The 26229-nt window shown below is 70.6% G+C and carries 22 protein-coding genes; 12 read left to right on the top strand and 10 right to left on the bottom strand.

All coding sequences use genetic code 11. From position 1 onward, the window contains the following. Positions 1-70: 70 nt before the first annotated feature. The 3 genes from WMF12_RS38995 to WMF12_RS38985 form a co-directional block, all read right to left on the bottom strand. Positions 71-544: a hypothetical protein gene (locus tag WMF12_RS38995; RefSeq protein ID WP_437853365.1), complete on the bottom strand. Its 474-nt coding sequence runs from the start codon at positions 542-544 to the stop codon at positions 71-73. 48 nt (positions 545-592) lie between these two features. Next, the gene (locus WMF12_RS38990; protein ID WP_437741803.1) at positions 593-1117 is read right to left on the bottom strand and encodes a hemerythrin domain-containing protein; all 525 of its coding nucleotides are present in this window, start codon (positions 1115-1117) and stop codon (positions 593-595) included. A 184-nt stretch (positions 1118-1301) separates the two neighbouring features. Continuing rightward, entirely contained in the window at positions 1302-1529 is a 228-nt protein-coding gene (locus tag WMF12_RS38985; RefSeq protein WP_437741802.1) for a hypothetical protein, read from the bottom strand. 281 nt (positions 1530-1810) lie between these two features. On the opposite strand from WMF12_RS38985, the gene WMF12_RS38980 reads away from it, so the two are divergent. Then, entirely contained in the window at positions 1811-3094 is a 1284-nt protein-coding gene (locus WMF12_RS38980) for a hypothetical protein (RefSeq protein WP_437853363.1), read from the top strand. Positions 3095-3112: 18 nt separating this feature from the next. Here the strand turns inward: WMF12_RS38980 and WMF12_RS38975 are convergent, their stop codons facing one another. From WMF12_RS38975 to WMF12_RS38960, 4 genes are all read right to left on the bottom strand, one after another. Next, positions 3113-4006: a class I SAM-dependent methyltransferase gene (locus WMF12_RS38975; protein WP_437853361.1), complete on the bottom strand. Its 894-nt coding sequence runs from the start codon at positions 4004-4006 to the stop codon at positions 3113-3115. A gap of 193 nt (positions 4007-4199) precedes the next feature. Further along, entirely contained in the window at positions 4200-5753 is a 1554-nt protein-coding gene (locus WMF12_RS38970) for an AAA family ATPase (RefSeq protein ID WP_437853359.1), read from the bottom strand. Positions 5754-5899: 146 nt separating this feature from the next. After that, positions 5900-6409, bottom strand: coding sequence for an AAA family ATPase (locus WMF12_RS38965; RefSeq protein ID WP_437853358.1), 510 nt, complete (start codon positions 6407-6409; stop codon positions 5900-5902). Positions 6410-6494: 85 nt separating this feature from the next. After that, positions 6495-7202 carry a TVP38/TMEM64 family protein gene (locus WMF12_RS38960; protein ID WP_437853356.1) on the bottom strand — a complete coding sequence of 236 codons (708 nt, stop codon included), beginning with the start codon at positions 7200-7202 and terminating at the stop codon, positions 6495-6497. An 80-nt stretch (positions 7203-7282) separates the two neighbouring features. On the opposite strand from WMF12_RS38960, the gene WMF12_RS38955 reads away from it, so the two are divergent. Beyond that, positions 7283-8017 carry a TetR/AcrR family transcriptional regulator gene (locus WMF12_RS38955; RefSeq protein ID WP_437873942.1) on the top strand — a complete coding sequence of 245 codons (735 nt, stop codon included), beginning with the start codon at positions 7283-7285 and terminating at the stop codon, positions 8015-8017. A 39-nt stretch (positions 8018-8056) separates the two neighbouring features. Here the strand turns inward: WMF12_RS38955 and WMF12_RS38950 are convergent, their stop codons facing one another. Further along, positions 8057-8329, bottom strand: a complete 273-nt coding sequence (locus WMF12_RS38950) for a DUF2277 domain-containing protein (RefSeq protein WP_012240078.1) — start codon at positions 8327-8329, stop codon at positions 8057-8059. Positions 8330-8911: 582 nt separating this feature from the next. Here WMF12_RS38950 and WMF12_RS38945 point away from each other — a divergent pair. The 3 genes from WMF12_RS38945 (at position 8912) to WMF12_RS38935 (ending at position 16175) form a co-directional block, all read left to right on the top strand. After that, positions 8912-11782, top strand: coding sequence for a trypsin-like serine protease (locus tag WMF12_RS38945; RefSeq protein WP_437873941.1), 2871 nt, complete (start codon positions 8912-8914; stop codon positions 11780-11782). Positions 11783-11785: 3 nt separating this feature from the next. Next, positions 11786-13147, top strand: coding sequence for a hypothetical protein (locus WMF12_RS38940; RefSeq protein ID WP_437853354.1), 1362 nt, complete (start codon positions 11786-11788; stop codon positions 13145-13147). A gap of 253 nt (positions 13148-13400) precedes the next feature. After that, positions 13401-16175, top strand: a complete 2775-nt coding sequence (locus tag WMF12_RS38935; RefSeq protein ID WP_437853352.1) for a hypothetical protein — start codon at positions 13401-13403, stop codon at positions 16173-16175. 112 nt (positions 16176-16287) lie between these two features. On the opposite strand, the gene WMF12_RS38930 is transcribed toward WMF12_RS38935, so the two are convergent. Continuing rightward, positions 16288-17727, bottom strand: a complete 1440-nt coding sequence (locus tag WMF12_RS38930; RefSeq protein WP_437853350.1) for a PAS domain-containing protein — start codon at positions 17725-17727, stop codon at positions 16288-16290. 660 nt (positions 17728-18387) lie between these two features. Between WMF12_RS38930 and WMF12_RS38925 the strand changes: the two genes are divergently transcribed. The 4 genes from WMF12_RS38925 (at position 18388) to WMF12_RS38910 (ending at position 23689) form a co-directional block, all read left to right on the top strand. Further along, positions 18388-19602: an ATP-binding protein gene (locus WMF12_RS38925; protein ID WP_437853348.1), complete on the top strand. Its 1215-nt coding sequence runs from the start codon at positions 18388-18390 to the stop codon at positions 19600-19602. A gap of 478 nt (positions 19603-20080) precedes the next feature. Beyond that, on the top strand, positions 20081-21640 hold the full coding sequence (locus WMF12_RS38920) for a cation:proton antiporter (protein WP_437853346.1): 1560 nt from the start codon (positions 20081-20083) through the stop codon (positions 21638-21640). A gap of 1 nt (position 21641) precedes the next feature. Next, positions 21642-22346, top strand: coding sequence for a potassium channel family protein (locus tag WMF12_RS38915; RefSeq protein WP_437853344.1), 705 nt, complete (start codon positions 21642-21644; stop codon positions 22344-22346). Between the two features lie 17 nt (positions 22347-22363). After that, positions 22364-23689 carry a monooxygenase gene (locus WMF12_RS38910; RefSeq protein WP_437853342.1) on the top strand — a complete coding sequence of 442 codons (1326 nt, stop codon included), beginning with the start codon at positions 22364-22366 and terminating at the stop codon, positions 23687-23689. On the opposite strand, the gene WMF12_RS38905 is transcribed toward WMF12_RS38910, so the two are convergent. Continuing rightward, positions 23671-23820: a hypothetical protein gene (locus WMF12_RS38905; RefSeq protein WP_437853340.1), complete on the bottom strand. Its 150-nt coding sequence runs from the start codon at positions 23818-23820 to the stop codon at positions 23671-23673. The two genes, WMF12_RS38910 and WMF12_RS38905, sit on opposite strands and share 19 nt — an antisense overlap. Here WMF12_RS38905 and WMF12_RS38900 point away from each other — a divergent pair. The 3 genes from WMF12_RS38900 to WMF12_RS38890 all read left to right on the top strand — a co-directional run bounded on the left by WMF12_RS38900 (position 23819) and on the right by WMF12_RS38890 (position 26209). Further along, entirely contained in the window at positions 23819-24961 is a 1143-nt protein-coding gene (locus tag WMF12_RS38900) for a hypothetical protein (RefSeq protein WP_437853338.1), read from the top strand. The two genes, WMF12_RS38905 and WMF12_RS38900, sit on opposite strands and share 2 nt — an antisense overlap. A gap of 269 nt (positions 24962-25230) precedes the next feature. Beyond that, entirely contained in the window at positions 25231-25590 is a 360-nt protein-coding gene (locus WMF12_RS38895; RefSeq protein WP_437853336.1) for a hypothetical protein, read from the top strand. A 229-nt stretch (positions 25591-25819) separates the two neighbouring features. Next, a complete protein-coding gene (locus WMF12_RS38890) occupies positions 25820-26209 on the top strand; it encodes a nuclear transport factor 2 family protein (protein WP_437853334.1) in 390 nt (129 codons plus the stop codon). Positions 26210-26229 lie beyond the last annotated feature (20 nt).

The raw sequence follows: 26229 nt of genomic DNA, 5'->3' as shown, positions 1-26229 counted from the left end.
GAGTCTATGGGGCATTCGACGCATGCTCAACATCGACCGATCCTGCTTCACTTTTGCATGCTTCAGCGGTTCAGGCTCGATTGGCGGGCTTCACGCGTGTCTGTGCGGAGAGAAGCGCGCTTGTCGCACGAATGTGTGTTCGTTTGCTTTGAATTCCACTCGTGCGAGACAGGACAACGCATGCCAGCGAGCTGCGACCGCCCTTCAGATGTCGCCCCCGCGGGCCGGCGGCCCGTGGAAACTTGAACGCTCGCCGGGGCCTGGCCTCGTCTTGCGCCGACCGAGGCGCGCGGCGCCTCCGCTGGAGATAGACGATCGTCGCGCCGGCGAGCGCGTTCGCGACCATGAGCGAGTTCGTCGCCACGAAGACCCAGCTCTCGAGCATCCAGCTGTAGATGACGAACCCGATCGACGCGGCCAGCTGGCCGACGAAGAGCCACCTCGAGATGCCCTGGCTCGTCTTGCTCCTCCACTGCTTGTAGACCTGATTGCCGATGGTCAGCACGAGGATGCCAGAGCTGACCCAGCCGATCGCGTCTTTCATGTCTCACCGCCGGACCGCCGCTCGACCTCTCTCCTCGAGCGGGCCTCGTCAGGCCCGGGCCACGCCGTTCGCGTGGCTCTCGTGGATCGCGTGGCTCGCCTGGTCCGCGGACGTCTTCTTGTAGCCCGCCGGCAGGAGCGTCTCGTAGCCCTCGGCCAGCCGCTGCTCGAACTCCGCCTTCATCGACCTGCCGAGCTCGCTGAGGCGCTTCTCGTCCACGGCCTTCTCGACCGCCGGGAAGAGCTCCTTTTCCTCCTCCTCGACGTGGTGCTGGATGAGCTCCTTCAGCGTCGTCACGCGCGCCTTGAACGAGAGATCCTCCGGGGAGGTCGAGAGCAGCCGCTTCAGCGCGAGCTCGGCGATGGCGTGCTCCTCGTAGCTCTCGAGGATCACGTCCTCCTTGATCTGCTGCACCGCGGGATAGAATGTCTCCTGCTCGATCGCCATGTGCGCGGCGAGCTCGTTGGCGAGCTCGGCGAGCACGAGCGCGGGATCCGACCTGCCGCTCTCGAGCTGCTTGAAGAGGGACTCCACCTTGCGATGCTGCTTCTCGAGCAATGACGTCGCCTTCATCTTCCTGCCTCCATGGTGCGCCGCGCCTCGGCGCGGCCGGGGTTGTTCGGGTTTCATCGCCGGCCGGGGCGATCTCGCGCCCGAGGCGCTCCGGCCAGCCTTGCTCACGGTTCGAGACGCAGCGAGGGGCGAGCGCACGGGCTCGCCCCTCGCCACGCAAACGGCCCGAGATCGCTCGGGGCCGCTAGTCGGTCTTCTCTTCGATCTTGTCACCCGCCTTCTCGGCCGCGTCGCCCGTCGACTCCGCGGCGTCCTTCGCCTCGTCCTTGACGTCGCGCGCGGCGTCGTCCGCGGCCTCGCCCGCCCTCTCGGCCGGCCCCTCCGGCTGAGGCTTGTTGCCTCCGCAACCGATCACACCGACGCAACCGATGACCATGCTGCCCAGGAGCAGCGATCGAATCCCTGTTTTCACGGTATCCTCTCCTCCGCGCTCGACCATGTCAGCAATGCCCGGGCCAAACCGCGCCGAGCGCCCGCGCGTGCTCCTCGTCACCACACCCTCGGATCCGGGGATCGCGCCCCTGAGACACATCGCCTCGACCGTGGCGTCCTGCGACGCGCAATGGCCGCCCGCCCAGGATCCGGGAGGCGGGCGCTCTCGGCGCAGGGGCAGGGGAGGCCCCGCACCGCAACGTGGGCGCCTCCGCTTGGCCTCCGCGGCGATCGGAGCAAGAATCCGCCCGGAACCGCGACATGACCCACGACTTCGCCAGCGCGCTCAGCGCCATCTTCACGGGCGAGCGAGCCCGCCTGCTGCACGTGATCGTGCCGGCACACGTCCACGGCCACACGCTGGCGCTGCTGCGAGCGCTCGGTGAAGCAGGCCCGGCGCCCCGTCCCGTCTGGGTCCTGGCCGATCCGGTCTACGGGCCCAGCCGCGGCTGGGCGGCCCGAGAGCGCTCGCTGTCGCGCGAGCTCGGCGCCCCGGCGGCGCTCGCGGCGCCCGAGGACGGCCCGCTGCGCGAGCCGCTCGACGCCTTCGCCAGCGCCCTCGCGGCGCACGTCGCCGCCAGCGCCCCGGACGGGACCGCGGTCGTCGTGCTGGCGCCGCAGCACATCGACGACCCGCGCGCCTATGCCCGCGACCTCTTCTGGCTCGCGCATTGCCCCGACCTCGCGCTCGTGCGCTGGGTCCTCGTCGACCCTGTCCACTCGAGCGTCGGCGATCTGCTCGCGCGCCTCGGCGAGGGCGCGTCCCGCGTCGTGTGGCCGGAGGCCGACGGCGCGGCCATCGCCGATCTCGAGCGCGTGATCACCGATCTCTCGGCGCGCGGGCGGCGCCTCCCCGCCGATCTGGAGCTGCGCATCGCCGCCGAGTCGCCCCTCCGCGCCCCGGAGCTGCTCCCCGCGCGGCGCCTCCTGCACGAGGCGGACACGTGTTTTCACGCGGGGCGGCACGCCGAGGCCGCGCAGCTCCAGCAACGAGCCGAGGAGATGCTGGCGAGCCGGGGGCTGGGCGAGGAGGCCGTCCACATCGCCATGCAGCGCGCGCGCTCGCTGATCGCGGCGGGCGTTGTCGAGGAGGGGCATCGGGTGTTCGTCGCCGCGCTGAAGGAGGCGGAGCGGCGCGGCCTGTTCGCGATCGTGCCGGAGGCCTACGCCTCGCTCGGCAGCCTGCACAGCAAGCAGCGCCGCTTCCTGGACGCGTCGGAGGCGTACGCGCGCGCGGGAGAGCTCGCGGACCGCCGCGGGAGCCACGAGTTCGCGGCGGACATGCACCGCTGCTCCGGCCACGCGGCGCTCAACGCCGACATGCCGGACGCCGCGGCGATGGCGTGGCGGCGGGCGTTCGAGCTGCTCGGCTCCGTGGCCCCGACCGTCGGCGCGCTGGAGAAGCCCCAGCAGATCGTCGTGCTCGGGCTCTCCCTTGCCGACGTCTTCGAGGAGCACGGCAACCTCCCGGCCGCGCGCGGGCTGCGGGGGCACGCCGAGGCCATCGAGACCCGCCACCCGCGGCGCTCCGCGACGTGGAGCTGAGGCGCGGCGCCCGCCGGGTCAGGCCGGCGGGCGAGCGGGCGGCGGGGCAGCGCCCGGGCCGGGCCGCTCGGCGACGAGGAGCCGGGTGTTCGTGGCCGGGTTGGACGGCGCGAACGGGGCTCCGAGCTGCCGTGCCCAGTCCGCTGCGCCCGTGTCGCGCAGCGCCCGGAACCCGGCCCGCTCGACCTCCGCGAGCATCACCTCGCGCCGGCGCAGGCCGATGAGCGGCTCGCTCCAGAGCCACGTGAGCAGGCGGAGGATGCGCTGCGCCCGGCGCGGTTCGGGGGGTTCCATGTAGTACACGAGGAGGACGCTGCCCGGCGCCGAGGCGTCGGCGAGCGCCCGCAGCGTCGACCGCAGCGCCTCGTCCGACAGGTACATCACCACCCCCTCCCAGACCCACGCAGTCGGCTCGTCGGATCGATGGCCGGCCGCCGAGAGGCACGCGGCGAGCGCGTCGCGCTCGAAGTTGACGGGCACGTAGGTCAGCTGCTCCACGAGCGGCGGCAGCCCCGCCGCCTTGCGCCGCTTGAAGGCCTGCGTCGCCGGGTGATCGATCTCGAAGAACCGGGTCGCCGAGAGCGCCTTCATCCGGAAAGCGCGCGTGTCGAGCCCCGCCCCCAGGCTCGCGACCTGGCGGCACCCGAGCGCCACCGCGCGCTCGAGCTCGATGTCGATGGCCATCACGCGCAGCGGGACCGCGGAGAGCCGGGCGAGGGCGCGCGCGCGCTTCGCGGGGTCCAGGCGCCGGAGCCGGCGCGCGAACAGCGCCAGCGCGGCGCTCCACCGGCGCGACAGCAGCCGGTGGACGACCGGATCCTCGAAGCCCGGGACATCGGTCAGGCCCTGGTCCGCGAGCGCCCGGATGAGGGCGACGATGGATGCCGTCTGGCTGGGGCGACGCTCACGCATGCCTCGTGCATAGCCTCCGGCGGCGGGCTTTCAACGCGCGAGGGCCTGGGCAGCGGCCCCGCGGCGCGGTGACGCGAGGAAATTTCGTCGATTCCGGGTCATCGATCCCGACCCGGCAGCTCCGAGCGGCGCCGTCGCCGTCCAGGCCGGACACGGGGCGGAGCGGCTCGGCGGTTATCACCCCGGCGCTGCCTCAACACCCCACGAGGCGGACCGTCTTTCCCCCGTGCGCCACCTCGCGCACGAACAGCTTCTCTGCCCACGATCGCTCCTTGCGCAGGTCGAACATCACGAGCCACCCCTCGGCGAGCCCCGCGTGCTCCAGGCACCGCGCCACCTGATCGAGCGCCTCGGCCTCGGTCTCGGTGTCGCGGCGGACCTTCACCTCGATGGCGTGGCGCTCCTCGCGCCAGCAGATCATCAGGTCGAGCGCCCCGCGCCCGAGCCCGTACTCGCGCTCCACCCGTCCACCGCCGTTCACGACCCGCTGCAAAAAGGCCATCAGCATCAGGTGCGGCCCGGCCTCGCGGTACCCGAACCCCTCGGCGGCGAGGTGGCCGTCCTTGCGCCAGAACGCTTGCCAGTCGGTGAAGAGCTTGCCCATGTCGAGCGAGCCGTCCGGGTGGACGTAAGCGGCGGGCTCGGCCGGGATCTGCGCCTGGCGAATGAACGTGAGCGCCCGAGGGACGACCTCGCGATAGATCGGATTCGCGATCTCGAAGCGCCCGCCGTGGAAGCGGATCAGGCCCAGGCCGAGGACGTAGGAGAAATCGTCATCGAGCACATCGCTGTCCGTTTGCGTGCCGGCCAGCATGGGATCGAGCACGCGCCGCACCCGGGGCTCGCGCAGCCGGGCGATGAGCGAGTCGATGTGCGAGCGGCGCTCCAGGATGAGCGTCTCCTTGGCCGCCTCGACGTGTGTTGTCGTGATCGGGACGGCGCGGTCCTCCACGTCGCGGCGGACGATCTGGTCGGCCATCGCGTTGGTCAGCCACGGGTGGCCCTGTCCCAGCTCCCAGATCCGCCGCACCGCCTCGGGCTCGAAGCGCTGTCCGGTCGCGGCGGTGTGCTGCGCGAGCAGCTCGGCGACCTCGGCCTCGGTGAAGGGGCCGAGCGTCGTCGCCTCGGCGGTGATGTTGAACGGCGACGTCGTGCCCAGCCATGCGACCGCGCGCCGCTCCTCCAGGGCGAGCGCGTAGTCGCGCACCTGGCGCTGGCCGATGAGGGCCAGGCTGGAGGGGAACGGGATCCGGCTCCGGTCGAGGTAGCCCTGCCGGAGCTGGGTCAAGAACGAGACCATCGCCGCCCCCACGAGCCCGTCCGCCTCGTCGAAGAGCACGACCAGCGGCCTGTCGCTGCGCGCCGCGAGATCGCGCAGGTAGCGCAGGACGAAGGTGCTCGCCGGATCGACGCGGCGGACGTCGTCCGCGGGGCGGCCGAGGTCGGGCAGGTCGCGGTCGATCGCGGTGTCGAGCGCGTAGAGGACGGCCTCGAAGGCCTTCGCCGGATCGGGCTCTTCGCGGGCGATCTGGACGTCGACCCAGACGGCGCCGAGGTCGCCTTTGTGGTTCAGGTGCTCGACGAGCCAGCGGGCGCTGGTGGTCTTGCCCGTCTGGCGGCCGGCGTGGAGCGTGAAGTACCTGCGTTCCTCGATCGCATCGAGCACCGGCCCGAGCCGGCGCTCGGGCGGCAGCATGTAGTGCTCGCCGGGGATGCAGGGGCCAGCGATGTTGAACGAGAGCTTCACGGGCGAAAGCTACCACGCGAGGGGCGGCCCGGCGGTCAGGCCGCTGGGCCGAGCGCGGGTCGGTTGCGCCGATCGCGCCGGCCGCGCCGGACGCGCCGCCGCCCTCGCTCGCGCCGTCCGTGGCGGCCGGGACTCCCGTGCTCGGATCAGCCGCCCGTGGTGTCGATGAACCGCATGTCGCGCCCGCTGCGCTCGGTCTCCTCGGGCGGCTCCCACATGTCGCTCGCCAGCTCGAACATGTCCGGTGGAACCACCATGGAGAACGTCTCGCCCTTCTCGCGGTTGCGCTGCTCGACCCGCTCGCGACGCAGCTCGCGGGGCGCGTCGAGCACGTAGACGGTGAGCTCGTACCCCGCGGTGTCCACCCGCCGGTACAGCCGCTCGCGGTCGCGCCGGCGGATCAGGCCGATCTCCAGCACGACGTTCGTGCCCACGTCGATCGAGCCCCTCGTCAGGCTCCAGATCTGCTCGATGCAGCGCGCGGTGCGCTCGTGATACCATTCGATGATCCCCGTCTCGGGCCGATCGGGGCGGAACAGCCGCGCCATCCATTCATCCAGGTTCAACCGGAGGGCGGCGTGATCCCGGTAGAGCCGCTGTGCGAACGTCGATTTGCCTGCGCCCACGGGGCCGATGATCAGGTGGATTCGCGCCATTCCCCGACGCTATCCTGCGGTGCTGTCGGCGAGCAAGCGGCGCGCACGTTCGCGCGAGACAGGGCCTCTCGTGATGCCAAGAGTGTCAGGAGGGGACGACGCCGCGCCTGGAGCAGCGCCTGGCCAGCCATAAAAGGACCATGACGGCCACCGCGACGGCCCCCATTCCGGCCCACGCCGACGGGGGCGCGTCGCGCAGGGCGTCGAAGACCCGTTGACCGAAATAGGCAGTCGCCAGGAGCGGCAGGGCGTACCCGGCCAGCGAGCCCCAGAAATGCGTCCAGAAGCGCACCCCGGAGACGCCGAAGAAGACGTGGAGCATGGGCGGCATCCAGAGGACAAGGCGGAGCACGAACACCGTCAGGAACGCCCGCCGCTTCAGGGCCTCGTCGTAGGCGCGGAAGCGCGCCGGCACACGCGCGGCGACCCAGTCGCGGGCGACGAAGCGCGCGAACGAGAAGCCCACGACGCTCGCCGCCATGGTGCCCGCCATCGAGAGCGCGAACGCCACCGGCCAGGGCCAGATGAGCGGCGCCGCCAGGATGAACACCGTGCCCGGCACGCCGAACGGCTGGAGCGCGGCGTAGGCCAGGACGAACGCGACATACCCCCACGGCCCGAGCGAGAGGAGCGCCTGCTTGATGCGCGCGGGCTCGCCGAAGATCTCGAACAGCCCCATCCGCTGCGCGACGACGAGGAGCGCGGCGGCCGCGGCGACCACGCCGATCTTCGCCCCCCGGCGGGCGCGGAAGGGAGAGAGCGCGGGATCGGCCGGGGAGGCGGGCTGGCGCACCCGACGTACCTGACAGCCCACCTGCGCACCGTCAAGGTTCCTGTTGACAATTTGGTCTATTATTGTCAATATTGACCATCGTGAACGAGGGCGGCCCGAGCTCCACCGACAGACCCGCCGAGGATCTGCGCCGCCGCAAGCTGATGGACGCGGCGTTCGCGGTGTTCCTGCGCTTCGGCTTCCGGAAGACGTCGATGGACGAGGTCGCGCGCGCGGCGGGCGTCTCGCGGCAGGGCCTCTACCTCCACTTCGCCACGAAGGAGGAGCTCTTCCGCGCGTCCGTGGGGTACTTCCTCGACACCGCGCTCGCCGCGGCCGCGGCCGCGCTCGCCGACGCGGAGCGCCCCCTGGAGGAGCGGCTCGTGGCCGCGTTCGACGCGTGGATCGGCCGGTTCGTCGGCGCGCTCGGGGCCGACGCGGCGGATCTCTCGACCGCCGCGAACGAGCTCGTCGGCCCCCTCGTCGCCGAGCACGAGGGGCGGTTCGTCGAGGCCGTGGCCGAGGCCTTGCGCGCCTCCGGGCTCGCGGCCGCCTACGAGCCCGCGGGGGTCACCGGGCGCCAGCTCGCGGACACCCTGGTTTCCTCGGCGCGCGGCCTGAAGCACGGCGCCGCGACGCGCGAGGCCTTCCTCGAGGGCATGGCCATCGCCGCGCGCGTTGTGTGCTTGCCGGAGCGGCGCGCCCGGGAGGCGAGGGCGGGGCAATCACCGCAGGCGGCGCCATCACGGCAAGGAGAGCCGTCCGCGCCGGGCCCTCGCCGCGAGGGCAAGGGGCGCGGCAGCACGGCGCGCAAGGCGCGCGGCACGACACGATAGCCGGAGGGCCGCCCCAGCGCGGCGCGGCGGCCCCGCGCCTCAGCCGCGGCTGAAGCGCAGCCGCGAGCGCTCGCGCGCCTTGGTCGCCTCGATCTCGCGGTCCCGCGGCGCGGCGGTCGTGGACAGCGACGCCATCAGCACGCGCGCCGCGGCCGCGACGTCCTCCACGGCCTGCGCGAACGCCGCTTCGTTGGCCTGCGACGGCCGGTTGAAGCCGCTCAGCTTCCGCACGAACTGCAGCGACGCCGCCCGGATCTCCTCCTCCGTCGCCGGCGGCTCGAAGTTGAACAGCGTCCTGATGTTCCGGCACATGGCGATCTCCCGAGGCTCGATGTGTACGGGGGACGATCCTAGTCTCGAGCCGCGCCGGCGGTCCAGGCGCTCCGCGCGGCGGCGTCCGCGTCGCGGCCGGCGGCGCGCCTGCTCCTCGGGAGCTCGGCCGTGACATGTCACGGCCCCGGCGTGACATCCGCCGTGACATGTCACGGCCAGAGCGTGACAAGCGCCGCTCCCACCCACGAGGCGCCGCCGGGGCCCCGGCCGGGCGTGTGGCGGAGAACGCGTCGCATCGGCCGGTATTCCTCGCATCCGCGGTGCGCGACGCCGTGGGCGTGGCCGCGCGCCGGGCGGAGATCCGGAGCGCACCGGCCGGCACGGTCATTGCGGAGGCCGGTTCAGGCAGCGGATTTACCGGCGCTCACAGCGGGAGCGCAGACGGACGCTGGCCGGTGTCGTGGAGGCGATATTCGGCGAGATGCCGCCTGCGCCCACCATGGCCGCTCGACCTCTCTCGCCGGGATCTACCGGCGAAGCCGCGATCTCCGGGGTACGGCGCCTGAGCGCCCGGCTGCCGGGAAGGGAACAGTGCAGTCAATGAGAACGAGCTTGAAAAAGATGTCGGTCGCCGGCGCGCTCGCGGCGCTCGGCGTGTGCTTCAGCGGTCCAGCGTACGCCGTCGGAAACGGCATCGTGGACACCGGCAACCAGTATCCTTACGTCGTGAGTCTGAGCAACGTGGGGGCGAACCTCCCCTTCTGCAGCGGGACGCTGATCACGCCGCAGTGGGTGGTGTCAGCGCAGCACTGCTTCATCGACGGGAACGGGAATCCCATCAACCGGAACTTCATCGTCGAATTGGCCGCGGACCCCCAGAGCACGCAGCTCAGCTTCCCGCACACCACGGCGGTGTCGGGCCCGGTCTTCGTCCCGTCTACCGTGCCGATCGACTGGGTCGACGACGACCTGCGGTCTCGTGACATCGCCGTGTTTCGCCTGGACACGCGCGTCCCGCGCACGCTGGCCAGGCCTCTCCACCTCCCGGATGAGGATGCGTGCGGCTCGATCTTCGACGGTACCATCGTGGGGTTCGGGAGCGGGGCGGACGATCTGGTCGTCTGCCCCGATGTCCCTGCCCTGCGCAGGTACAGCCACGATCCGGTGGAGTACGACCGCTCGCACGAGGACTACGGCGACATCTTCTACGACGAGACGATCTGGACGCTGATCAACTGGCCTTTCATTTGTTGGGAGTATGACGGGAGCTACGACGGAGACTCCGGCGGAGCTCTCCTCGACGACGAAGGCCGGCTGTGCGGCGCGGTCAGCGGCAAGACGATGGCTTCGGTGTTGCCGGGCACGTACATCATGGAGAACGTCTTCGCCGCGCTCGACAGCGGCGAAGCGCGGGACTTCCTGCTCGGCGCGACGACCCCTGCCGGCAACAAGATCATCGACGCGAAGGGCAACTTCGACGGCGAGTGCCCGAGGTTCGTCGACCAGTGCGACAACTTCGGCCAGTGCGACGAGACGGACACGGACGTCGACGGGATCATCGACGTGTGCGACAACTGCCCGACGATCGCCAACCCGGAGCAGGCCATCGGCGCCGGCGACGACCCTGACGGCGACGGCCTCGGCGCCGCGTGCGACCTGTGCCCCGGCACGGTGTCCGTCGAGGGGCCGGGGCCGCTCTCCAACTGCAATTTCGAGGCGGAGATCGCCGTCGGCTATCCGGAGGCGTCCGAGCCGCCGATCATCCGCGCGGACTCGCCGACCCTCGCCGCCGATCTGCAGCTCTACAAGGACACGTTCCGCCCCAACGCGTGCGACCCGGTGCCTTGCCCAAGGGCGACCCTGACCGACGGCGGCTCGCTGCCCGCGGCCGAAATCCCCCCCTTGCCGATCACCTCGCCCACGTGCACCGCTGTGGGGGGCTGCCGCTGGGAGATGCGCAACCGGATTACCCTGAAGCCGACGATAGGAAGCGGCGGCAACGTCCTGGGGACGCCCGGAGCGCTCAGGGCGAGGTGGTGCGAGTGCCCGTTCTACGACACGAGCACTCTGGAGGGGCGGCTCGAGTGCGAAACGGACTCGACGACCAGCTGCGGCCGACTGTCGAAGGACTTCACCTCGCTGCCCAACTGGCACCCGCTCTCTACCCGCGCGGACGGGCCGAGCTCCGCCGACGGCGGGTGGGCGAACGGCAAGACGCTCGACAAGCTGCACAGCGTGCAGTTCACCGGGGCGCCGGATAAATTGTACAGGACCGTCGACTGGGACTTCCTCGATCTCGGCGCCAGCTTCGTGCATACGAGCCCCACGAGCCGCTGGGTCCAGGGGGTACTGTTCGTTCACGTGACCAGCTACCTCCCGCAGGTGGCCGGATACGACACGGCCCAGGCCATCAAGTATGGCAACTATTACCTGTCGGGCGACGCGTCCATCGTCGCGGTGGACAGTCCGCCGGTCCAGCCAGGTGCGATCACCCTGGATACGAAGAGGTTCTGCCCCGAGTGCCCGCTGAGCTTCGCCGACACATTCCACATCGATGATCCGCATGATCCTACGCGCCGGGTCTACCAGGCCACGCCGAATGGCTTGAAGCTCGTACCCGGGATCACCACCGACACCGAAAAATTCTATCGCCATGTCGCCAACGGGACCTTCAAATACGTCGCCACCGCCGAGCCGCTCCGGCGGTTGCTTCGGGACCGTCTCCCTGGCGAGACGATCCTGAGAGGCGTCGCGCTCGACGCCGCGGGGGACAGCCTGCTCGCGGCGCATGTGTTCGGCGCCGAGCACGACGGGGCGCCGTTCGTCGTTCCTTTCGCCGGCGTTCAGGGCAGCACGTGGCCGTTGAACGGACCTGAGCTGCAGGGGAATGAGGGGCTCGTGCTCTCGGCGACCAATCGCCGGCTCTTCGTCATCGGCGGGACCACAGATGGTCAGGCAGGGTCGCAGCCCAACCCTTCGGCCTGGATGCTCGACGTGGACTCGGCGCTCTGGTCGGAGATCGAGATTCCAGGGAACGTCCGGCCAGGCGCCGTGCTCGGCGCGACCTTCCGCCTGGAAGACCGCTTCGTCTACCTGATCGACAACGACGGCAAGGCCATCACGCTGCGGCGGTGGAAGCCGAACCACGAGATCGAGACGCTGGCGGAGCTCCCCGACTGGTGGAACCATTTCGAGCGGTACTGGCTGGTCCCGGGTGAGGCCGGCGACCTGGTCCTCGCCGCGACCGCGCCCGCGAGCTCGACGAGCACGGACCCGGAAGCGGCGTTCGCCAGGTTCACCATCAGCGCGACGGGCGCCCTCTCGTTCGCTGGGCACAAGGAGGTGGCGCACCATCTCGTCGGCGCTCCGATGCTGGGGGTACACACCATCGCCCTGACCCGCGCGGCCTCGGTCGACGTCGCTTCGACGGCCCAGGTGTTGCTCGCCAGCTTCGGGACGCCCGCTACCAACAAGATTCCCACGATCTTCTGAGCCATGCGACACGACCTCCTTGCCAGTCTCGCGGCGCACGCGGCGCCGCTCTTCTTCGCCCTGCCGGCCCTGGCGGCGAGCTGCTCTCCCGGCGCGCCAGAGCCTCCGTTCGCCAACGGCGCCGGCGGGCACCCGACGACCGATGGCGCGGCTCAGGGCGGCACGCGCGGGTCGGGGACGGCAAGCGAGGCGGCGACCGGCGCCGGCGTCCTGGGAGACGCCGGCCCGGACGCCACGTCCGACGCGCCCGAGCATCCAGCCGACAGCGCCTGGAGAGCGGTGAGCTGGCTCGATGGGTGCCAGATCGACGTCGCCGACGAGCCGGAGAAGGCGCTGCCCCCGTTGCGCTGGGAGCCGTGCTCGGGGGGCGCTCCGGGGTGCACATCCCTCGCCATCGACTGGGATCACGACGACTATCCGCGAACCGCGTCGCCGAGCGTGGTGCGCTGGAACGACGGCTACCGCGTCGGGTTGTACATCAGGCGCCTGGGCGAGCGACGAACGGGCGTTTACGAAACCGACGGGAAACCGCTCGCCGCCTGGCGGCACAAGACCTGCATTCCGACTGTGCCCGCGGTGGGCCATGAACGGGTATGGCTCGGCGCGCAGAGGGTGAGCGTCGAGGCGCCCGCCTCGGCCTACCTCGTCTCCGCCTACGGCGACCTCGCCACCGCGAGCCAACCCATCCCGGTCGATATGCCGAGCCATGGTCTCGAGGCGAGCGACGACACCCTCGTCCTATCGGGTCTCGATGGCGGCACGATCACCATCTACGACAGGAACAGCAATCAGGCCGGGGTGTTCGGCCTGACAACAGGCGGCGACGCGCCGTCGCTCGGTCAGATGTTTCCGGCCGGCGATAGCGCGGTCGGCGTGGCGTTCTTCGAGGTCAACACCCCGGAGGCGTGGATCTGGAACCGACAGACCCGCGCCGCCGAGCCGCTGCTCCGGGCGCCCTCGCCCCGGGTCATCGCCGACATCAAGAGCGACGGGCAGACGCTCGTGTGGCTGGAGGCGGGGCCGGCTTCGGACGACGAGCTCTACGGGCCGTCCACCCTCTGGACCAGCCCTTTCGCGGCGGCGAGCGAGGCCCTCGTCCCGAAGAGCCGCCGGCCAGGTCCCCGCATCGGATACCGGATCTCGGCCGCCGGGGAAGGCTTCTACGCGGTCTATGCGATCGGCGAAAACTTGATACATGTCTACCGCCTGTCCGACGCCCATCACTGGTCGTTCACGACGCCACCCGAGCTCTCCACCATCCTGGACATCGCTTACGTGGACGCCCGCGAGGTCTGGGTCTGGGTCCGGGGCGGGGTCGTGCGCCAGGCGATCTCGGAGCTCGGCCCAGGCGATCCCGCCCCCTGAGTTCAGCGCCTCCGCTGGCGCACACCACAGTCGTTGACGCGGCCACCGTGTAGGCAATTCGCGCATACACGCGGCGAGACACACGGCGAGATACGTGACAAACGCGACACGGCCGCATCACGACGTCACCCTTGTTGGCTGCCCAACAGGGAGCATACCAACGGCATCAGGAAGTTCTTGATTCCTCAAGGATAACCGTGCACTTCTACACTGAGGAGTCCTTTTGCCAAAGCCCCCTGGCAAGGAGGTCGGTATGCGCCCACATCGTGCACTGCGCTCCCAGAATCGCCTGCTCTTCACCGCCGCCACGCTCGTTTGCCTCGCTGTCGGACCAAGCGCGGAGGCGGCTCCGTCGTACACCCTCTTCGAGAGCGGTCAGGTCCGACCGCTCGCGCTCTCACCAAGCCGTCACCTGCTCTTCGCGGCCAATACACCCGACGGCCGTCTGGAGATCTTCTACGTCTCGTCGGGTGGTTTGACACACATTTCATCCGTGACCGTCGGCCTGGAGCCCGTCGCCGTCGCCGCGCGGAACGACGGCGAGGTATGGGTCGTCAATCACCTCTCCGATAGCGTCAGCGTCGTCGACGTCTCGTTCCCCTTGCGGCCGCGGGTCGTGCGCACGCTCCTCGTCGGGGACGAGCCGCGGGACATCGTCTTCGGCGGTCCCGGGCGGTCGCGCGCGTTCATCACCGCCGCCCACCGCGGCCAGAACGCGCCGTTCGATCCGCAGCTGACGACGCCCGGGGTCGGCCGCGCCGACGTGTGGGTGTTCAACGCGAGCGCCGTCGCGACCCAACCATCGCTCGGAGGCACGCCCCTCACGATCCTCTCCTTCTTCACCGACACGCCGAGGGCGCTCGCGGTCAGCCCGGACGGGACCTCGGTGTACGCCGCCGGCTTCCACACCGGCAACCGCACGACCGCCGTGCACCGCGCGATCGTGGAGGACGAGGGCGGGATGCTGCCGCCGTTCACCAACTACCTCGGGGAGCCGCAGCTGACGACGTCGCTCATCGTCCAGCACGACGGGACCCACTGGGTCGACGCCGGGGGCAACCCCTGGGACGACTCGGTCATGTTCTCGCTGCCCGACAAGGACGTCTTCGTCATCGACGCCACGGCCAATCCCCCTGTCCAGCGGCCCGGCAGCGCGGGCTTCTTCACCGGCGTCGGGACCGTCCTCTACAACATGGTCGTCAACCCGGCGAACGGGAAGGTCTACGTCTCCAACACCGAGGCGTTCAACCTCGATCGCTTCGAGGGCCCGGGCACCTTCGCCGGCACGAGCGTCCGGGGACACCTGCACGAGAGCCGGATCTCCGTGCTCGGCAGCGGCGGCTCGGTCCTGCCGCGGCACCTGAACAAACACATCGATTACTCGACGTGCTGCGCTCCGGTGCCCAACGCCGAGAACGCGAAGAGCCTGGCCACGCCGGTCGACATGGCGGTGACGAGCGACGGATCGAAGCTCTACGTCGCGGCGTTCGGGTCGAGCAAGGTCGGGGTCTTCCAGACGGCCCAGATCGAGAATGACACCTTCACGCCGAGCCTCGCGAGCCAGATCCAGGTCACCGGCGGAGGGCCGAGCGGGCTAGCGCTCGACCAGCCGCGCGGCCGGCTGTACGTGCTCACGCGCTTCGACAACTCCATCTCGGTCGTCAACACGACCACGAACGCCGAGACGGCGCACATCGCCCTCCACAACCCCGAGCCGGAGAGCGTGGTCCGCGGGCGGAAGTTCCTCCATGACGCGAGCTTCTCGTCGGCCCACGGCGACTCGTCGTGCGCGAGCTGCCACGTCTTCGGCGACCTCGATAGCCTGGCATGGGACCTCGGCAACCCCGACGGGGACACCGTGACGAACCCTGGGCCGTTCACGAACATCAACCCGCCGTTCCCCGCCGATACCTCGCTGAAGCCCATGAAAGGGCCGATGACGACCCAGAGCCTGCGCGGCATGGCCAACCACGGCCCGATGCACTGGCGCGGCGACCGCACGGGCGGCAACGACGCGTCCACCGCGCAGCCGGACAGCGGGGCCTTTGACGAGCGCGCGGCGTTCGAGAAATTCCAGGGCGGCTTCACCAACCTGCTCGGCCGGCACGCGCCCATCCCCGACGAGGACATGGAGGCGTTCACGGACTTCATCCTCCAGCTCTCGTATCCGCCGAACCCGATCCGGAACCTGGACAACTCGCTGAACACCGATCAACAGGCCGGGCGCGATCACTTCTTCCGCGAAGGCGGCGCCGGGACCTTCTCGTGCAATTCCTGCCATACCCTGGACCTGGACGGGAACGCCGGTACCAGCGATTTCCCTGGCTTCTTCGGGACGGACGGCGCGAGCATCGGCCAGGAGAACGGCCAGAGCTTCAAGATCCCCCACCTGCGCAACATGTACCAGAAGATCGGCATGTTCGGCATGGCCCCCGTCCCGAGCCTCTTCCACCTGGGAGACAACGACTTCAAGGGTGACCAGATCCGCGGCTTCGGGTTCATGCACGACGGCGTGATGGACACGCTCTTCCGCTTCCACCAGGCGATCGGGTTCGAGCAGAGCGTGTTCTCGCCGAACGGCTTCCCGCCCGGCGCGCCCGGCGAGCTCCTCCGCGAGCAGGCCGTGGAGTTCATGCTCGCGTTCGACACGAACCTCGCCCCCATCGTCGGGCAGCAGGTCACGCTCGGCTCGCACAACGCCACGGCGGCCTGGCCGCGCATCGACCTGCTCCGCCAGCGCGCCGAGGTCGGGGAGTGCGACCTCGTGGCGAAGCTCCCGTTCCTCCTCGAGGAGACGGGCCTCCTCTATATCGGAGGTGGCCAGTTCACCGCGGCGCGGGCCGCGGCCCCGCCCTTGAGCGATCTCGTCCTGCGCTCGCTCGCCGCGCTCACCGGGCACCCGGTGACGTACACCTGCGTGCCGCCGGGCTCGGGCGCGCGCATCGGCATCGACCGCGACGGCGACGGGTTCCTCGACGGCGATGAGTGCGACGCGGGCACGGATCCCGCGGATCCGACGAGCCACTGAGTCACCGCCGAGGCGGCGGAGTCGAGCCAGCGCCGCGCCGCACCGCCCTCCACGCGGCGCGGCCGGCGCGGCGCCTCAGCCGCGCTCCAGGCGGCGCGGCCGGCGCGGCGCCTCAGCGGCGGCGCGCGCCCATGCACCAGCGCAGCGCTTCCTTCAGGCTGCGCAGCGTCTTGACCTGCGAGAGATCGAAGCCGAGGCCGACCATCGTCTGCGCGACCGGCGGGCGGATGCCGGTGACCACGCCCTTGCAGCCGAGCAGCGTCAATCCATTGATGATCTTGATGAGGTGCTGCGCCGTCGTCGTGTCGACCGAATCGAGCCCGGTGAGGTCGAGGATGGCGAAGGCGGATTGCTTCTCCACCACGCTCGCGAGCAGCGACTCCATCACCATCGCCGCGCGATCCGCGTCGACCGAGCCGATCAAGGGGACGATGAGCACGTCCTGCCAGACCTCGATGATGGGGCTCGACAGCCGCGCGATCGACTCCTGCTGATCCTGCGTCAACCGCAGCTGCTCCCGGAGCTGCTGCTCGACGCGGAGCTGCTGCGTGATGTCCTCGCAGATGGCGCCGACGCCGGTCGTCTCCCCGAGGACGTCCTTCTGGGGAACGAACCTCGTCCGCCAGATCCTGTCTCGCCGGACCTGCTCGACCTGCGCGATCTCCCCGGAGAGGGCGTGCTCGAAGGCAGCGCGCACGTCCTCGGTGTCGCCGCACAGCTCGCGCATGTGCTTGCCCAGCTCGCCTCGCTCCGTACAACCGATCTGCGCGAGCGCCCCGCCCTGCGCGATCACGCAGAGGCCGGCCCTGTCGAACGCCAGGATGGCGATGGGCATGCTGTCGATGCAAGCGCGGAGCAGCTCCCCCTTCACGGCGAGCCTGACATCGTCGGCCAGGTTGATGCCGAACGTCTGGACGCCCACGATCTCGCCGTCATCGTCCCGGCGGGGCGCGTAGTGCACGATCCAGTGCACGCCCCCGGCCACGGTGTCCGTGCGGACCGGCTCTCCCTCGAGGACGCGCTTGCACAGGCCCATGATGTCCGCGTCCGCGCCGTAGAGATCGAACATGTTCATTCCGACGAGCTGATGTCGTTTGAGCCCCATGCTCTCGAGCCCGTTGCCGTCGGAGACGTGGAGCGTGCCCGCCCGGTCGCACCACCAGACGATCGCATCCATCGTCTGGAACACGTCGACGAGGATGCGCGCCTGGTCCTCCCACACCCCGCGATCGGGCTTCACGGCAGCCCAGAGCGCCGTGTCGTCGGCTCGCCACAGCGTCCAGTGCAGCGGGACGCTCTCCCCGCGGGCGCCCACGACGCGCGCCGCGGCGGAGACGCTGCCCGCGGCGGCGCGCGCGCCCGTGATCCGGGCTGACAGCTCGCCCCGATCGTCCTCGTGAACGCGCTCGAGGAGCCGCCCGGACGGGCCAACGCAGCGCTCCCAGGCCGCGTTGCAGGCCACCACCTCCCCCGCGCTGGAGAGCAACGCCAGCGGTGTGGGTGTGCCGTCGAGCAGTGTCTTACACGAGAGCGAAGCGAGCCTGTCGTCCATTGAATCCTTGCAACGGGCCAGAAGCGACGATCCTCGGCGCGCCAGCCCCAGGCCTGTCACGGTGGGTGAACAAACGCTCTGTGAGCGCCGTCCCGACACCGGGTGCGAAGAGGTGGGATGCTGCTCGGATTCTCGGCGCTGGGGTCATCGAGCCTGGCACCATGGCGAGCCGTAACGTGGTGATATCATTTGAGGGCGCCGAGACGCCAGCCTCATCGCTAGACGCGCTGCGGCGGATCGAGGCCCGCGCGACCCCGGTCGGATGGCGAGCGCCCGCTGCCCCACCACATCGCCCCTCCGCGCTCGGCATGAAGCGATGGCCGACAGCGGTTCTGGCGGAAGGAGCGTTCTGCTGCCTGTGCGAGGACGCGAGCGGGCGCGGCGCTCGGGGGGGGGCGCGTGCATCCGCCGAGAGGTCGGCGTGGAGCTCGCCGCGTGGAGAGCGGCCGCCGCTGCACGGCTGCCGAGCGCGAGGCGGGCGCGCGGACACTGGCGGTGACGTGCGCTGGGGGACGTCGTTTAACGCGTCGCGCTCGCCTTGTCGTGCGCGCCAGCGCGCGTTAGAGACCCTGCCGAATGGAACCCGAGGGCCACGAGAGATGCGCTGACTCGGACCCGAGTTTCCGACAACTCCATCCTTGCGAGCGCCTCATCAGCGTCGTGCAGGACCTCTCGCTGGCCCGCGACCTCCAGGCGATCATGCAGATTGTCGATCGGGCCGCCCGCGACCTCACGGGCGCCGACGGCGCTTCCTTCGTGCTCCGCGACGGCGACCTCTGTTACTACGCGCAGGAAGACTCGATCGCCCCGCTCTGGCAGGGGAAGCGGTTTCCGATGTCGGCGTGCGTCAGCGGCTGGGTGATGCTGAATCGGAGGCCAGCGGTCATCGGCGACATCACGCGCGATCCCCGCGTCCCGATCGACGCCTATCGGCCGACCTACGTGCGGAGCATGGCCATGGTGCCGATCCGCGCGCGCGCTCCGCTCGGGGCGATCGGGACCTACTGGAGCTCCATACGAGAGATCCCGCAGAGCGAAGTGTCGCTGCTCCAGGCGCTCGCCGGCAGCGCCGCCGTGGCCCTGGAGAACGTCGCGCTCCACGACGGCCTGGAGAAGGGCAAGGCGCGGACGCGCGAGGTCGAGGCGGCGAACCGCGACCTCGCGGAGAGGCAAAAGGCCCTGGAGGAGCTCCACCGGCAGAACGAGGCGCTGAGCGAGTTCCTCGCGCACGATCTCAGGAGCCCCGCCGCCGGCATCATCCTCGCCGCGCAGGCGCGCCTGAAAAAGCAGGATCTCCCGGAGCCGGAGCGGCGCCGATGGAATGCCGTCCTCACCTCGGCCGAGGTCATCCAGCGCACAGCGCTGAACCTGCTCGACGTCGCGAGCCGCCAGCACGGGATGTTCGTGCTGCGGCTCGCCGAGCTCGACCCGGCGTCGCTGTTCGAAGGTGTGGCCGAGATCCTGGCGCCGCTCGCCGCGTCGCGCGGGCAGCGAATCGAGCTCTGCCCCGCCATGCCGAGCTGTCTTCTCCGCGCCGATGAGGAGCTCGTGCGGCGCGTCCTGCTGAACCTCGTCGACAATGCGCTCCGTCATAGCCCGCCCCGCGGCGCAGTGCGCCTCGAGGCGCGGTGGCTCGACCCGGGCTGGGTCGAGCTCAACGTGTGCGATGAGGGCCTGGGGATCCCGGCCCACCTGCGCGACCGCATCTTCGACAAGTACGCGCGGCTCGCCGACGGGGGCGCGATCTCTGCGGCCGGCCGCGGCCTCGGGCTGACGTTCTGTCGGCTGGTCGTCGAGGCGCACGGCGGCAGGATCGACGTGAGGGACAACGAGGGGCGGGGGAGCCGATTCTGCGTCCAGCTGCCGGCAGGCTGACAGAACAGCATCGAGAGCGCCGAGAGCCGGTGTCGGGGGCCGCTCCTGAAGCATTTCTCGAATTTCTTCGGGAAAATTCACAGGGAGACGGGGAGGCGGGGAGTAAAATCCCACCCGTCTCCCCGTCTCCCTGTTCAAATTCCCCCTCTCTGCTCGAATTCCCGCCAAAGATGCCAGCGAGATGAGGGGGGTTGTCGGGGATCGCTCCACGACGACGAAGCGATGATGTCGTCGATGTCGTGTCATGTGATCTATCGATATCCCACCTCTTCCCGGGCGGCCGAGCGAGAGGCGCGCGCGGCCTCGCGTGCGCGCCTCTCGCTCGGCCGCCCGGCGATGCCTCTCGCGTCTTGCGATTCCGGAGGCGATCAGGTAGCGCAGGATCCACGGTGAGCTCTCCCGCGGACCCCGTGCACATCGCGACGCGCCCGCCGCGGGCGCCCTCCCTCGTGCTCGCGCCGCGGCCGCGAGGTGCCTCATGAGGGAGCGGCTCGAGAGCCTGCTCCTCGTCCTGGCCGTCGGCTCGGCGGTCGCGATCGGGGCGAAGCGCGTCGCGATTCCCTACAACGTCGCGCTCGTGCTCGTGGGGCTGCTGCTCGTCGTCGTCGACGTGCTCCCGAAGGCGCCGATGGACCCGGAGGTCATCCTCATCGCGTTCCTCCCGGTGCTCGTGTTCGAGGGCGCCCTGTTCGCCGACGCGGACAGCCTGAGGGGCGCGAGCCGGCCGATCCTCGCGCTCGCCGTTCCGGGCGTGCTCATCTCGCTGCTCGGCACCGCCGCGGTGGCGACGCAGCTGCTCGCGCTCCCGTTCGCGGCGGCGCTCCTCCTCGGCGCGCTGCTCTCGATCACCGACACCGTGAGCGTGCTGCTCGCCTTCCGCAGCGTCCGCGTGCCGCACCGGCTTGCGGCCATCATGGAAGGCGAGAGCCTCTTCAACGACGGCACGGCGCTCGTGCTCGTGGTGCTCGCGTCGCAGGTCCTCGCGAGCGGCACCTTCGACGGCGCCGAGACCTTCCGCGCGCTCGCCCTGGCCATGGCCGGCGGCGCGGCCGTCGGGGGCGCGTTCGGCGCCGTCGGCGCGTCCCTCCTCCGCCGCACGCCGGATCACCTGACCGCGATCCTCGCCTCCATCGTGCTCGTCTTCGCCACGGCCCTGCTCGCCGAGCGGCTCCACGCCTCGCCGGTCATCGCCGTCGTGGTCCTCGGGGTGATCGTCGGCAATGCCGCGCGCCGCATCCTCGAGCCATCGCGCGTGCTCGCGCTCCAGGGCTTCTGGGAGACGAGCGGCTTCTGCCTCAACGTGGTGCTCTTCGAGCTCGTCGGCATGCAGATCCAGGCGGAGATGCTCGTGCGCGAGGCGGCGTCCATCGGCCTCGCGCTGATCGCCCTGCACGGGGGCAGGGCGGTGGCCGTCTACGGCTGCTTCGGCGTGCTCCGGGCGCTCACGGGCGAGGTCGTGCCCTTCCGCTGGCAGCACGTGATGCTGGTCGGCAACATCAAGGGCGCGCTGTCGATGGCGGCGGTCCTCAGCCTCCCGAGCGGCCTGCCGTACCGCGACCGCCTGATCACGATCGTCTTCGGCGTCACCTTCGTCACGCTGGTCGCGCAGGCGCTGCCGTTCGCTCGGCTGCTCAAGTTCCTGCGGGTCGCGATCCCGACGACGGACAGCGCGCTCGACGCCGCGAAGGCCACGCTCATCGCGGCGCGGCGCGGCCAGTCCGAGCTCGACGATCTGCTCGCGTCGGGCCTCGTGTCCCGCAAGGAGCACGCCGAGCGCCGCGCCGCGTTCCAGCGGCAGGTCATCCACGCGGAGGTGGCGCTCCAGACGCCGCAGGGCGAGGTGGTCCGCGACCACCTCACCGATCTCGCCCTCCTCTCGGCGCAGAAGGCGGCGGTGCTCGACGCGGCGAGGCGCGGCCTCATCGCCGCCGACACCGCGCATGCCCACGTGAACCAGATCGACAGGGCCATGGTGGAGCTCCCCGGCGGACACGCGGCGCCCGCCGCGAACCCTCACGAGCACGAAGGAGAGAGCTGACATGCGCGTTCTCATCGCGGGCGCCGGGCGCGCAGGGCTCAGCGTCGCGGTCCACCTCGCGAAGATGGGCCACGACGTGACGACCGTCGATCGCGACGAGTCGATCGCCAACAGCGCGTTCGAGCGGCACGGCCTCGTCTCGCTCGTGGGCGACGCGACCGACGCCGGGCTCCTCCAGGAGGCCGAGGTGGCGCGCGCCGACGTGGTGGTGGCGATGCTCCGCCGCGACGCCGACAACCTCGCCGTGGCGCTCCTCGCGCAGGCCGGAGGGGCCAAGCGCGTCATGGTGCGCATGCGGGACCCCGCCTACCGGGGCGTGTACGTCCGCGCGGGCGTGGACCAGATCCTCTCCGAGATCGACGTCTTCATCGGCGCGATGGCCACCGCCATCGAGCACCCGGGCGTCCGCCACGCGATGGTGCTCGGCGCCGGCGAGTCGGTCGCGTTCGAGCTCGACGTCCCGGCCGACTCGGTGATCGCGGGCCGCACGGTGAGCACCATCGCGGGCAGCGCCAGCTTCCCTTCGTCGTGCGTCTTCGCCGGCGTCTACCGCCCGGATGGCCGCGTCGAGGCGCCGCGCGGCTCGTCCGTCGTCGCGGGGGGCGCCACGGTGCTCCTCGTGGCCGCGCGCGACGAGCTCGCCGAGGTCATCGCGTTCTTCCTCCGGCGCGAGCCCGCGAGCGGCGGGGTCCACGAGCGCCGCTGACACGAGGCAGGTGTTCTATGACGAGGTGCGCGGGGACCACGGGCTCATGGGCATGGCTTGCGGCGGCGATGGCCGTCCTCTCTGCCTGCGGCGGCGATGACGCCGGGGCCGCGGCGGGCGGCGGCGTCCAGGCCGCCGTCTCGTACTACCGGGACGTCAAACCCATCTTCGACGCGCGGTGCGCGGGGTGCCACAGCGACGGCGGCGTCGCGCCGTTCTCGCTCGAGGGCCACGAGACCGCGGTGTCCTGGGCCGCGCCCATCAAGCGGGCCGTCGTCGAGCGCACGATGCCCCCCTGGCCGGCCGACAACACCTGCGCCGAGTACGTGGGTGACCGCTCCCTGTCCGAGCAGCAGATCCAGACCATCGCCGCGTGGGTCGACGGCGGCGCGGCCCTGGGCGATCCGGCGGACGAGGGCCCGCCGATCGACCCGCCGGCGAGCGGCGCGCTCGCGCGGGTGGACCGCACGCTCGAGATGCCGGTCGAGTACACCCCGCAGACGGGGCCCGACGAGTACCGCTGCTTCGTGATCGACTGGCCGGAGGAGGCCGTGCGGTACGTCACCGGCTTCGGGATCAGGCCCGGCGAGCAGCGCGTCGTCCACCACGTGATCGCGTTCATCGCGGCGCCGGACCAGCTCGCCGAGCTCGACGCCCTCGACGCGGCCGACCCGGGCCCGGGTTATCCCTGCTACGGCGGCCCTGGGCTCAAGCCGCGCTGGCTCGGCGGCTGGGTGCCCGGCGGCGGGAGCATGATCTTCCCGCCGGGCGCGGGCACCCGGATCGAGCCTGGCTCCAGGCTGATCATGCAGGTCCACTACAACACGCTGACGGCGGGCAAGCTGCCGGATCGCACAGCGATCGACGTGATGCTGGAGAGCTCGGTCGAGCGGGAGGGCACGATGCAGCCGTGGGCGAACCCGGCCTGGCTCAGCGGCGACTCCATGCTGATCCCTGCCCTGGAGAGCGACGTCGTCCACCGCTGGGGGGCCGATCCCTCCCGGGCGCTCGCGGGCAGCGAGCCGATCGAGATCCACTGGGTGGGCCTCCACATGCACACGCTCGGCACGCGCGCGCGCCTCGAGATCGAGCGCGCCGGCGGCGGCTCGGAGTGTGTGCTCGACATCCCGCGCTGGGACTTCCACTGGCAGGGAAACTACAAGCTCGCCGAGCCCAAGGTGCTCGAGCCGGGCGACAAGCTGTCGATCGAGTGCCACTGGGACAACACGCCCGAGAAGCAGCCGATCATCGACGGACAGCCGCGGGTCCCCGGGGATGTCGTCTGGGGAGAGGGCACGACCGACGAGATGTGCCTCGGCACGTTCTACATGACCGGGCGCTGAGCGCGGGCTTCCCTGCAGTGGCCCTCGGCAGCGTCGACGAGCGCGAGCGTCGCCGGAGCGCGGAGGTGCGACGCGAGATCCACCTCGTCGGGGACGGCGACGCGCGCTTCCCAGGACGAGCGGGCATCCATGGCCAAGCGCCCCATGAGCTCCACCACGACGCACTCTCCCAGCGGCTCGCAGGCGAGCAGGACGTCGACGTCGCTCATCGCGCCCGCGCATCGGACTGCGCGCGGCGAAGCCGCATCCCCGGCGCACCCAGGCTCACGCAATTACGCGCGTCCTGCCGGAATCATCTCTCTATTTCTGCCGAGCAGAGTGGTTATTTCAAGTGCGCTTGTGCCCGAGCATCGATATCAGAGCCGTGTGGGAAAGCTGGACCGGTTCGCGAAGCAGACGTTCGCGGCGGAAGCGGCGCGGGTCACGGGCGGCGCCGCCGCATGGCAGGAGGCGCCCGAGGTTCGCCTCGATCGGGTGCAGGCCGACGGCTACCTCCGGGTGCTGCGGCCCGACGGCCTGGCTCCCCTGGCTGCGCCCTGGCCGGAGGCTCGGGGACATGACGAAACGCTCGTCGAGCTGAAGATGCCCGGCGATCACGTGGACGTGGTGGAGCTCAAGCGGGCGCTGCTGCGCCGGCAGGCGCGAGAGGTCGAGCGGGTCGAGGAGCGCGTGCCGCCGTGGATGGGGGAGGAGCCGCTGTGGTTCGTCGCTCCCCACGTACCGTCGTGGCTGCACGGCGTGCGGGTGCTGGAGCGGTTTGCGCCAGGCTGTTACCGCATCGGCCCCTCGCCGTTTCAGTTTCTCTGGATCGCGGCCAACGAGCTGCCGTTGCGGGACGAGCTGGTGCCGTTCCTGGTGGCGCGCTCGGGACGGGCCCTGGACGATTTCGCCCGGTGGGTCGCACCGCGGCGGGAAGTGGAATGGGTGCTCTCCATGCTACAGTACATGCCGATGTCACCGTGGACCCAGGAGGAATTGAAGCGGCGGTTCGCTCGCTCCGATGATCCGGAGATCGAGGCGCGCCGGCAGGGGATCCTGCGCACCTTGCTCGCGGATAGCCCGGAGGTGAAGGAGGAGCTCATCGAGGAGGGCCAGCAGGAAGGCCGGCTGACCGAGGCGCGCGCCGCGCTGCGCACGGTGCTGGCGCGGCGTGGGCTCGCGCTCAGTCCCGCGCTGGAGGCGCAGATCGACGGCTGCGTCGACATGCCCACGTTGCACCGATGGCTTGAGCAGGCCGTGACCGCGGCCGGCTCAGAGGAAGCGCTGACGTAGATCGCGACACCTCGCGGCAGCCGCCTCCTTCAGCGTGACGAGGGAGACACCGACTGCCCCATGGCGCGGGACAGCAATTGGGCCTTGCGACGCAGAGCCGCTCCTGAAAACTTTCGTGGGGGCGTTCACGAGACGCGACGATCTGGAGAGACCTGGCCCGGCGGCTTCGGTGGACCAATCGATTGATAGTTCGGTGGGCAGAGGCACCAGTGAAACGACGGTTTCGGGAGGAATACGATCACAGCCCGAGACCCATCACTCCGGGTTCGATGACGATCCTCCTCGTCGCTTGTCCGCGCTGCTGTGAACGTGCCGAGCTGGCCCGCCGCCATGAGCCACCCCAGGAGGTGCTGAGCTGCTCGCGATGCGGACACATCGAGCAGAACCCGAGCGGGTATCGGTACTGGCTCCGGGTCGCGTGCTGCGGCCACACCCTCTATGCGATCAACAGCCACCACCTCGCGCTCCTGGAAATCTACATCGCCTGTCCCCTGCGCGAGCGCCTGCGGATGCATTGGGCCGACCGCGACTACCTGGCCACGCTACCCCGGTGGATGTGTCTCGCCAAGAACCGCAAGAGGGTTCTCCGCGGTATACGGGCCTTGCGGAACAAAATCGTTGATTCATGATCGGGTCGATGGCTACGCGGTTGACGCGGCCTCATGAACCGAATTGAAAGATGCGCCTGTTCGCGCGCCCCGCGATGCGCCCCAAGGCCTTCGGACCCCCCAGGCCGCCGCCGTCCGATGCCCGCGATCCTGCCGGCGCCGTCCGCCACGCCCCACCTCGTCGCGGCCTGACTTCACCGTCGACGGCGTCAGGGCGCACGGGTAACACTGCGTGGAGCCGCGGACCTCCATGACCGACGAACACCCCGCCTTCGGGCAAGCCATCCGTGACGTCATGGAACGCCGCGCCCGCGCCCTGGTGAAGCGCGACCTCGCCGAGCTCGCGCTTCTCCTTGCAGACGACTTCTCGTACGTCAATTCCCAGGGGACCCTCTGGGGCAAGGCCGAGTACCTGACGGCGGTCGAGGGGGGCGCGCTGCACTGGAGCGCGCAGACCGCGGAGGAGGTCAGCGTGCGCAGCTACGGCGAGCTCGCCGTGGTGACCTGCGTGGTGCGCGACGAGGGGACCTGCCACGGCGAGCCGTTCAGCGCGCGGTTCCGCTCCACGCAGGTCTACGCGTGCCGCGAGGGCGTGTGGCGCTACATAGCGGGCCAGTCGACGGGCCTGGATCAGGGTTGAGCGCGGGTGGACTGCGCGGC

Source organism: Sorangium sp. So ce363 (assembly GCF_051520435.1).
In the GTDB taxonomy this organism is placed as follows: domain Bacteria; phylum Myxococcota_A; class Polyangia; order Polyangiales; family Polyangiaceae; genus Sorangium; species Sorangium cellulosum_B.
Note: the sequence above shows the minus strand (reverse complement) of the source record. Positions and strands in the feature narration are given on the sequence as shown.

Bases quoted from the DNA above. Each gene is read 5' to 3' on its own strand.
- WMF12_RS38905 (WP_437853340.1), bottom strand. From the start codon at position 23,820: ATGGATGCCCGCTCGTCCTGGGAAGCGCGCGTCGCCGTCCCCGACGAG.
- WMF12_RS38965 (WP_437853358.1), bottom strand. From the start codon at position 6,409: ATGGCGCGAATCCACCTGATCATCGGCCCCGTGGGCGCAGGCAAATCG.
- WMF12_RS38990 (WP_437741803.1), bottom strand. From the start codon at position 1,117: ATGAAGGCGACGTCATTGCTCGAGAAGCAGCATCGCAAGGTGGAGTCC.
- WMF12_RS38910 (WP_437853342.1), top strand. From the start codon at position 22,364: ATGACGAGGTGCGCGGGGACCACGGGCTCATGGGCATGGCTTGCGGCG.
- WMF12_RS38975 (WP_437853361.1), bottom strand. From the start codon at position 4,006: ATGCGTGAGCGTCGCCCCAGCCAGACGGCATCCATCGTCGCCCTCATC.
- WMF12_RS38995 (WP_437853365.1), bottom strand. From the start codon at position 544: ATGAAAGACGCGATCGGCTGGGTCAGCTCTGGCATCCTCGTGCTGACC.
- WMF12_RS38940 (WP_437853354.1), top strand. From the start codon at position 11,786: ATGCGACACGACCTCCTTGCCAGTCTCGCGGCGCACGCGGCGCCGCTC.
- WMF12_RS38950 (WP_012240078.1), bottom strand. From the start codon at position 8,329: ATGTGCCGGAACATCAGGACGCTGTTCAACTTCGAGCCGCCGGCGACG.
- WMF12_RS38930 (WP_437853350.1), bottom strand. From the start codon at position 17,727: ATGGACGACAGGCTCGCTTCGCTCTCGTGTAAGACACTGCTCGACGGC.
- WMF12_RS38980 (WP_437853363.1), top strand. From the start codon at position 1,811: ATGACCCACGACTTCGCCAGCGCGCTCAGCGCCATCTTCACGGGCGAG.
- WMF12_RS38890 (WP_437853334.1), top strand. From the start codon at position 25,820: ATGACCGACGAACACCCCGCCTTCGGGCAAGCCATCCGTGACGTCATG.
- WMF12_RS38920 (WP_437853346.1), top strand. From the start codon at position 20,081: ATGAGGGAGCGGCTCGAGAGCCTGCTCCTCGTCCTGGCCGTCGGCTCG.
- WMF12_RS38945 (WP_437873941.1), top strand. From the start codon at position 8,912: ATGTCGGTCGCCGGCGCGCTCGCGGCGCTCGGCGTGTGCTTCAGCGGT.
- WMF12_RS38895 (WP_437853336.1), top strand. From the start codon at position 25,231: ATGACGATCCTCCTCGTCGCTTGTCCGCGCTGCTGTGAACGTGCCGAG.
- WMF12_RS38900 (WP_437853338.1), top strand. From the start codon at position 23,819: ATGGCCAAGCGCCCCATGAGCTCCACCACGACGCACTCTCCCAGCGGC.
- WMF12_RS38915 (WP_437853344.1), top strand. From the start codon at position 21,642: ATGCGCGTTCTCATCGCGGGCGCCGGGCGCGCAGGGCTCAGCGTCGCG.
- WMF12_RS38935 (WP_437853352.1), top strand. From the start codon at position 13,401: ATGCGCCCACATCGTGCACTGCGCTCCCAGAATCGCCTGCTCTTCACC.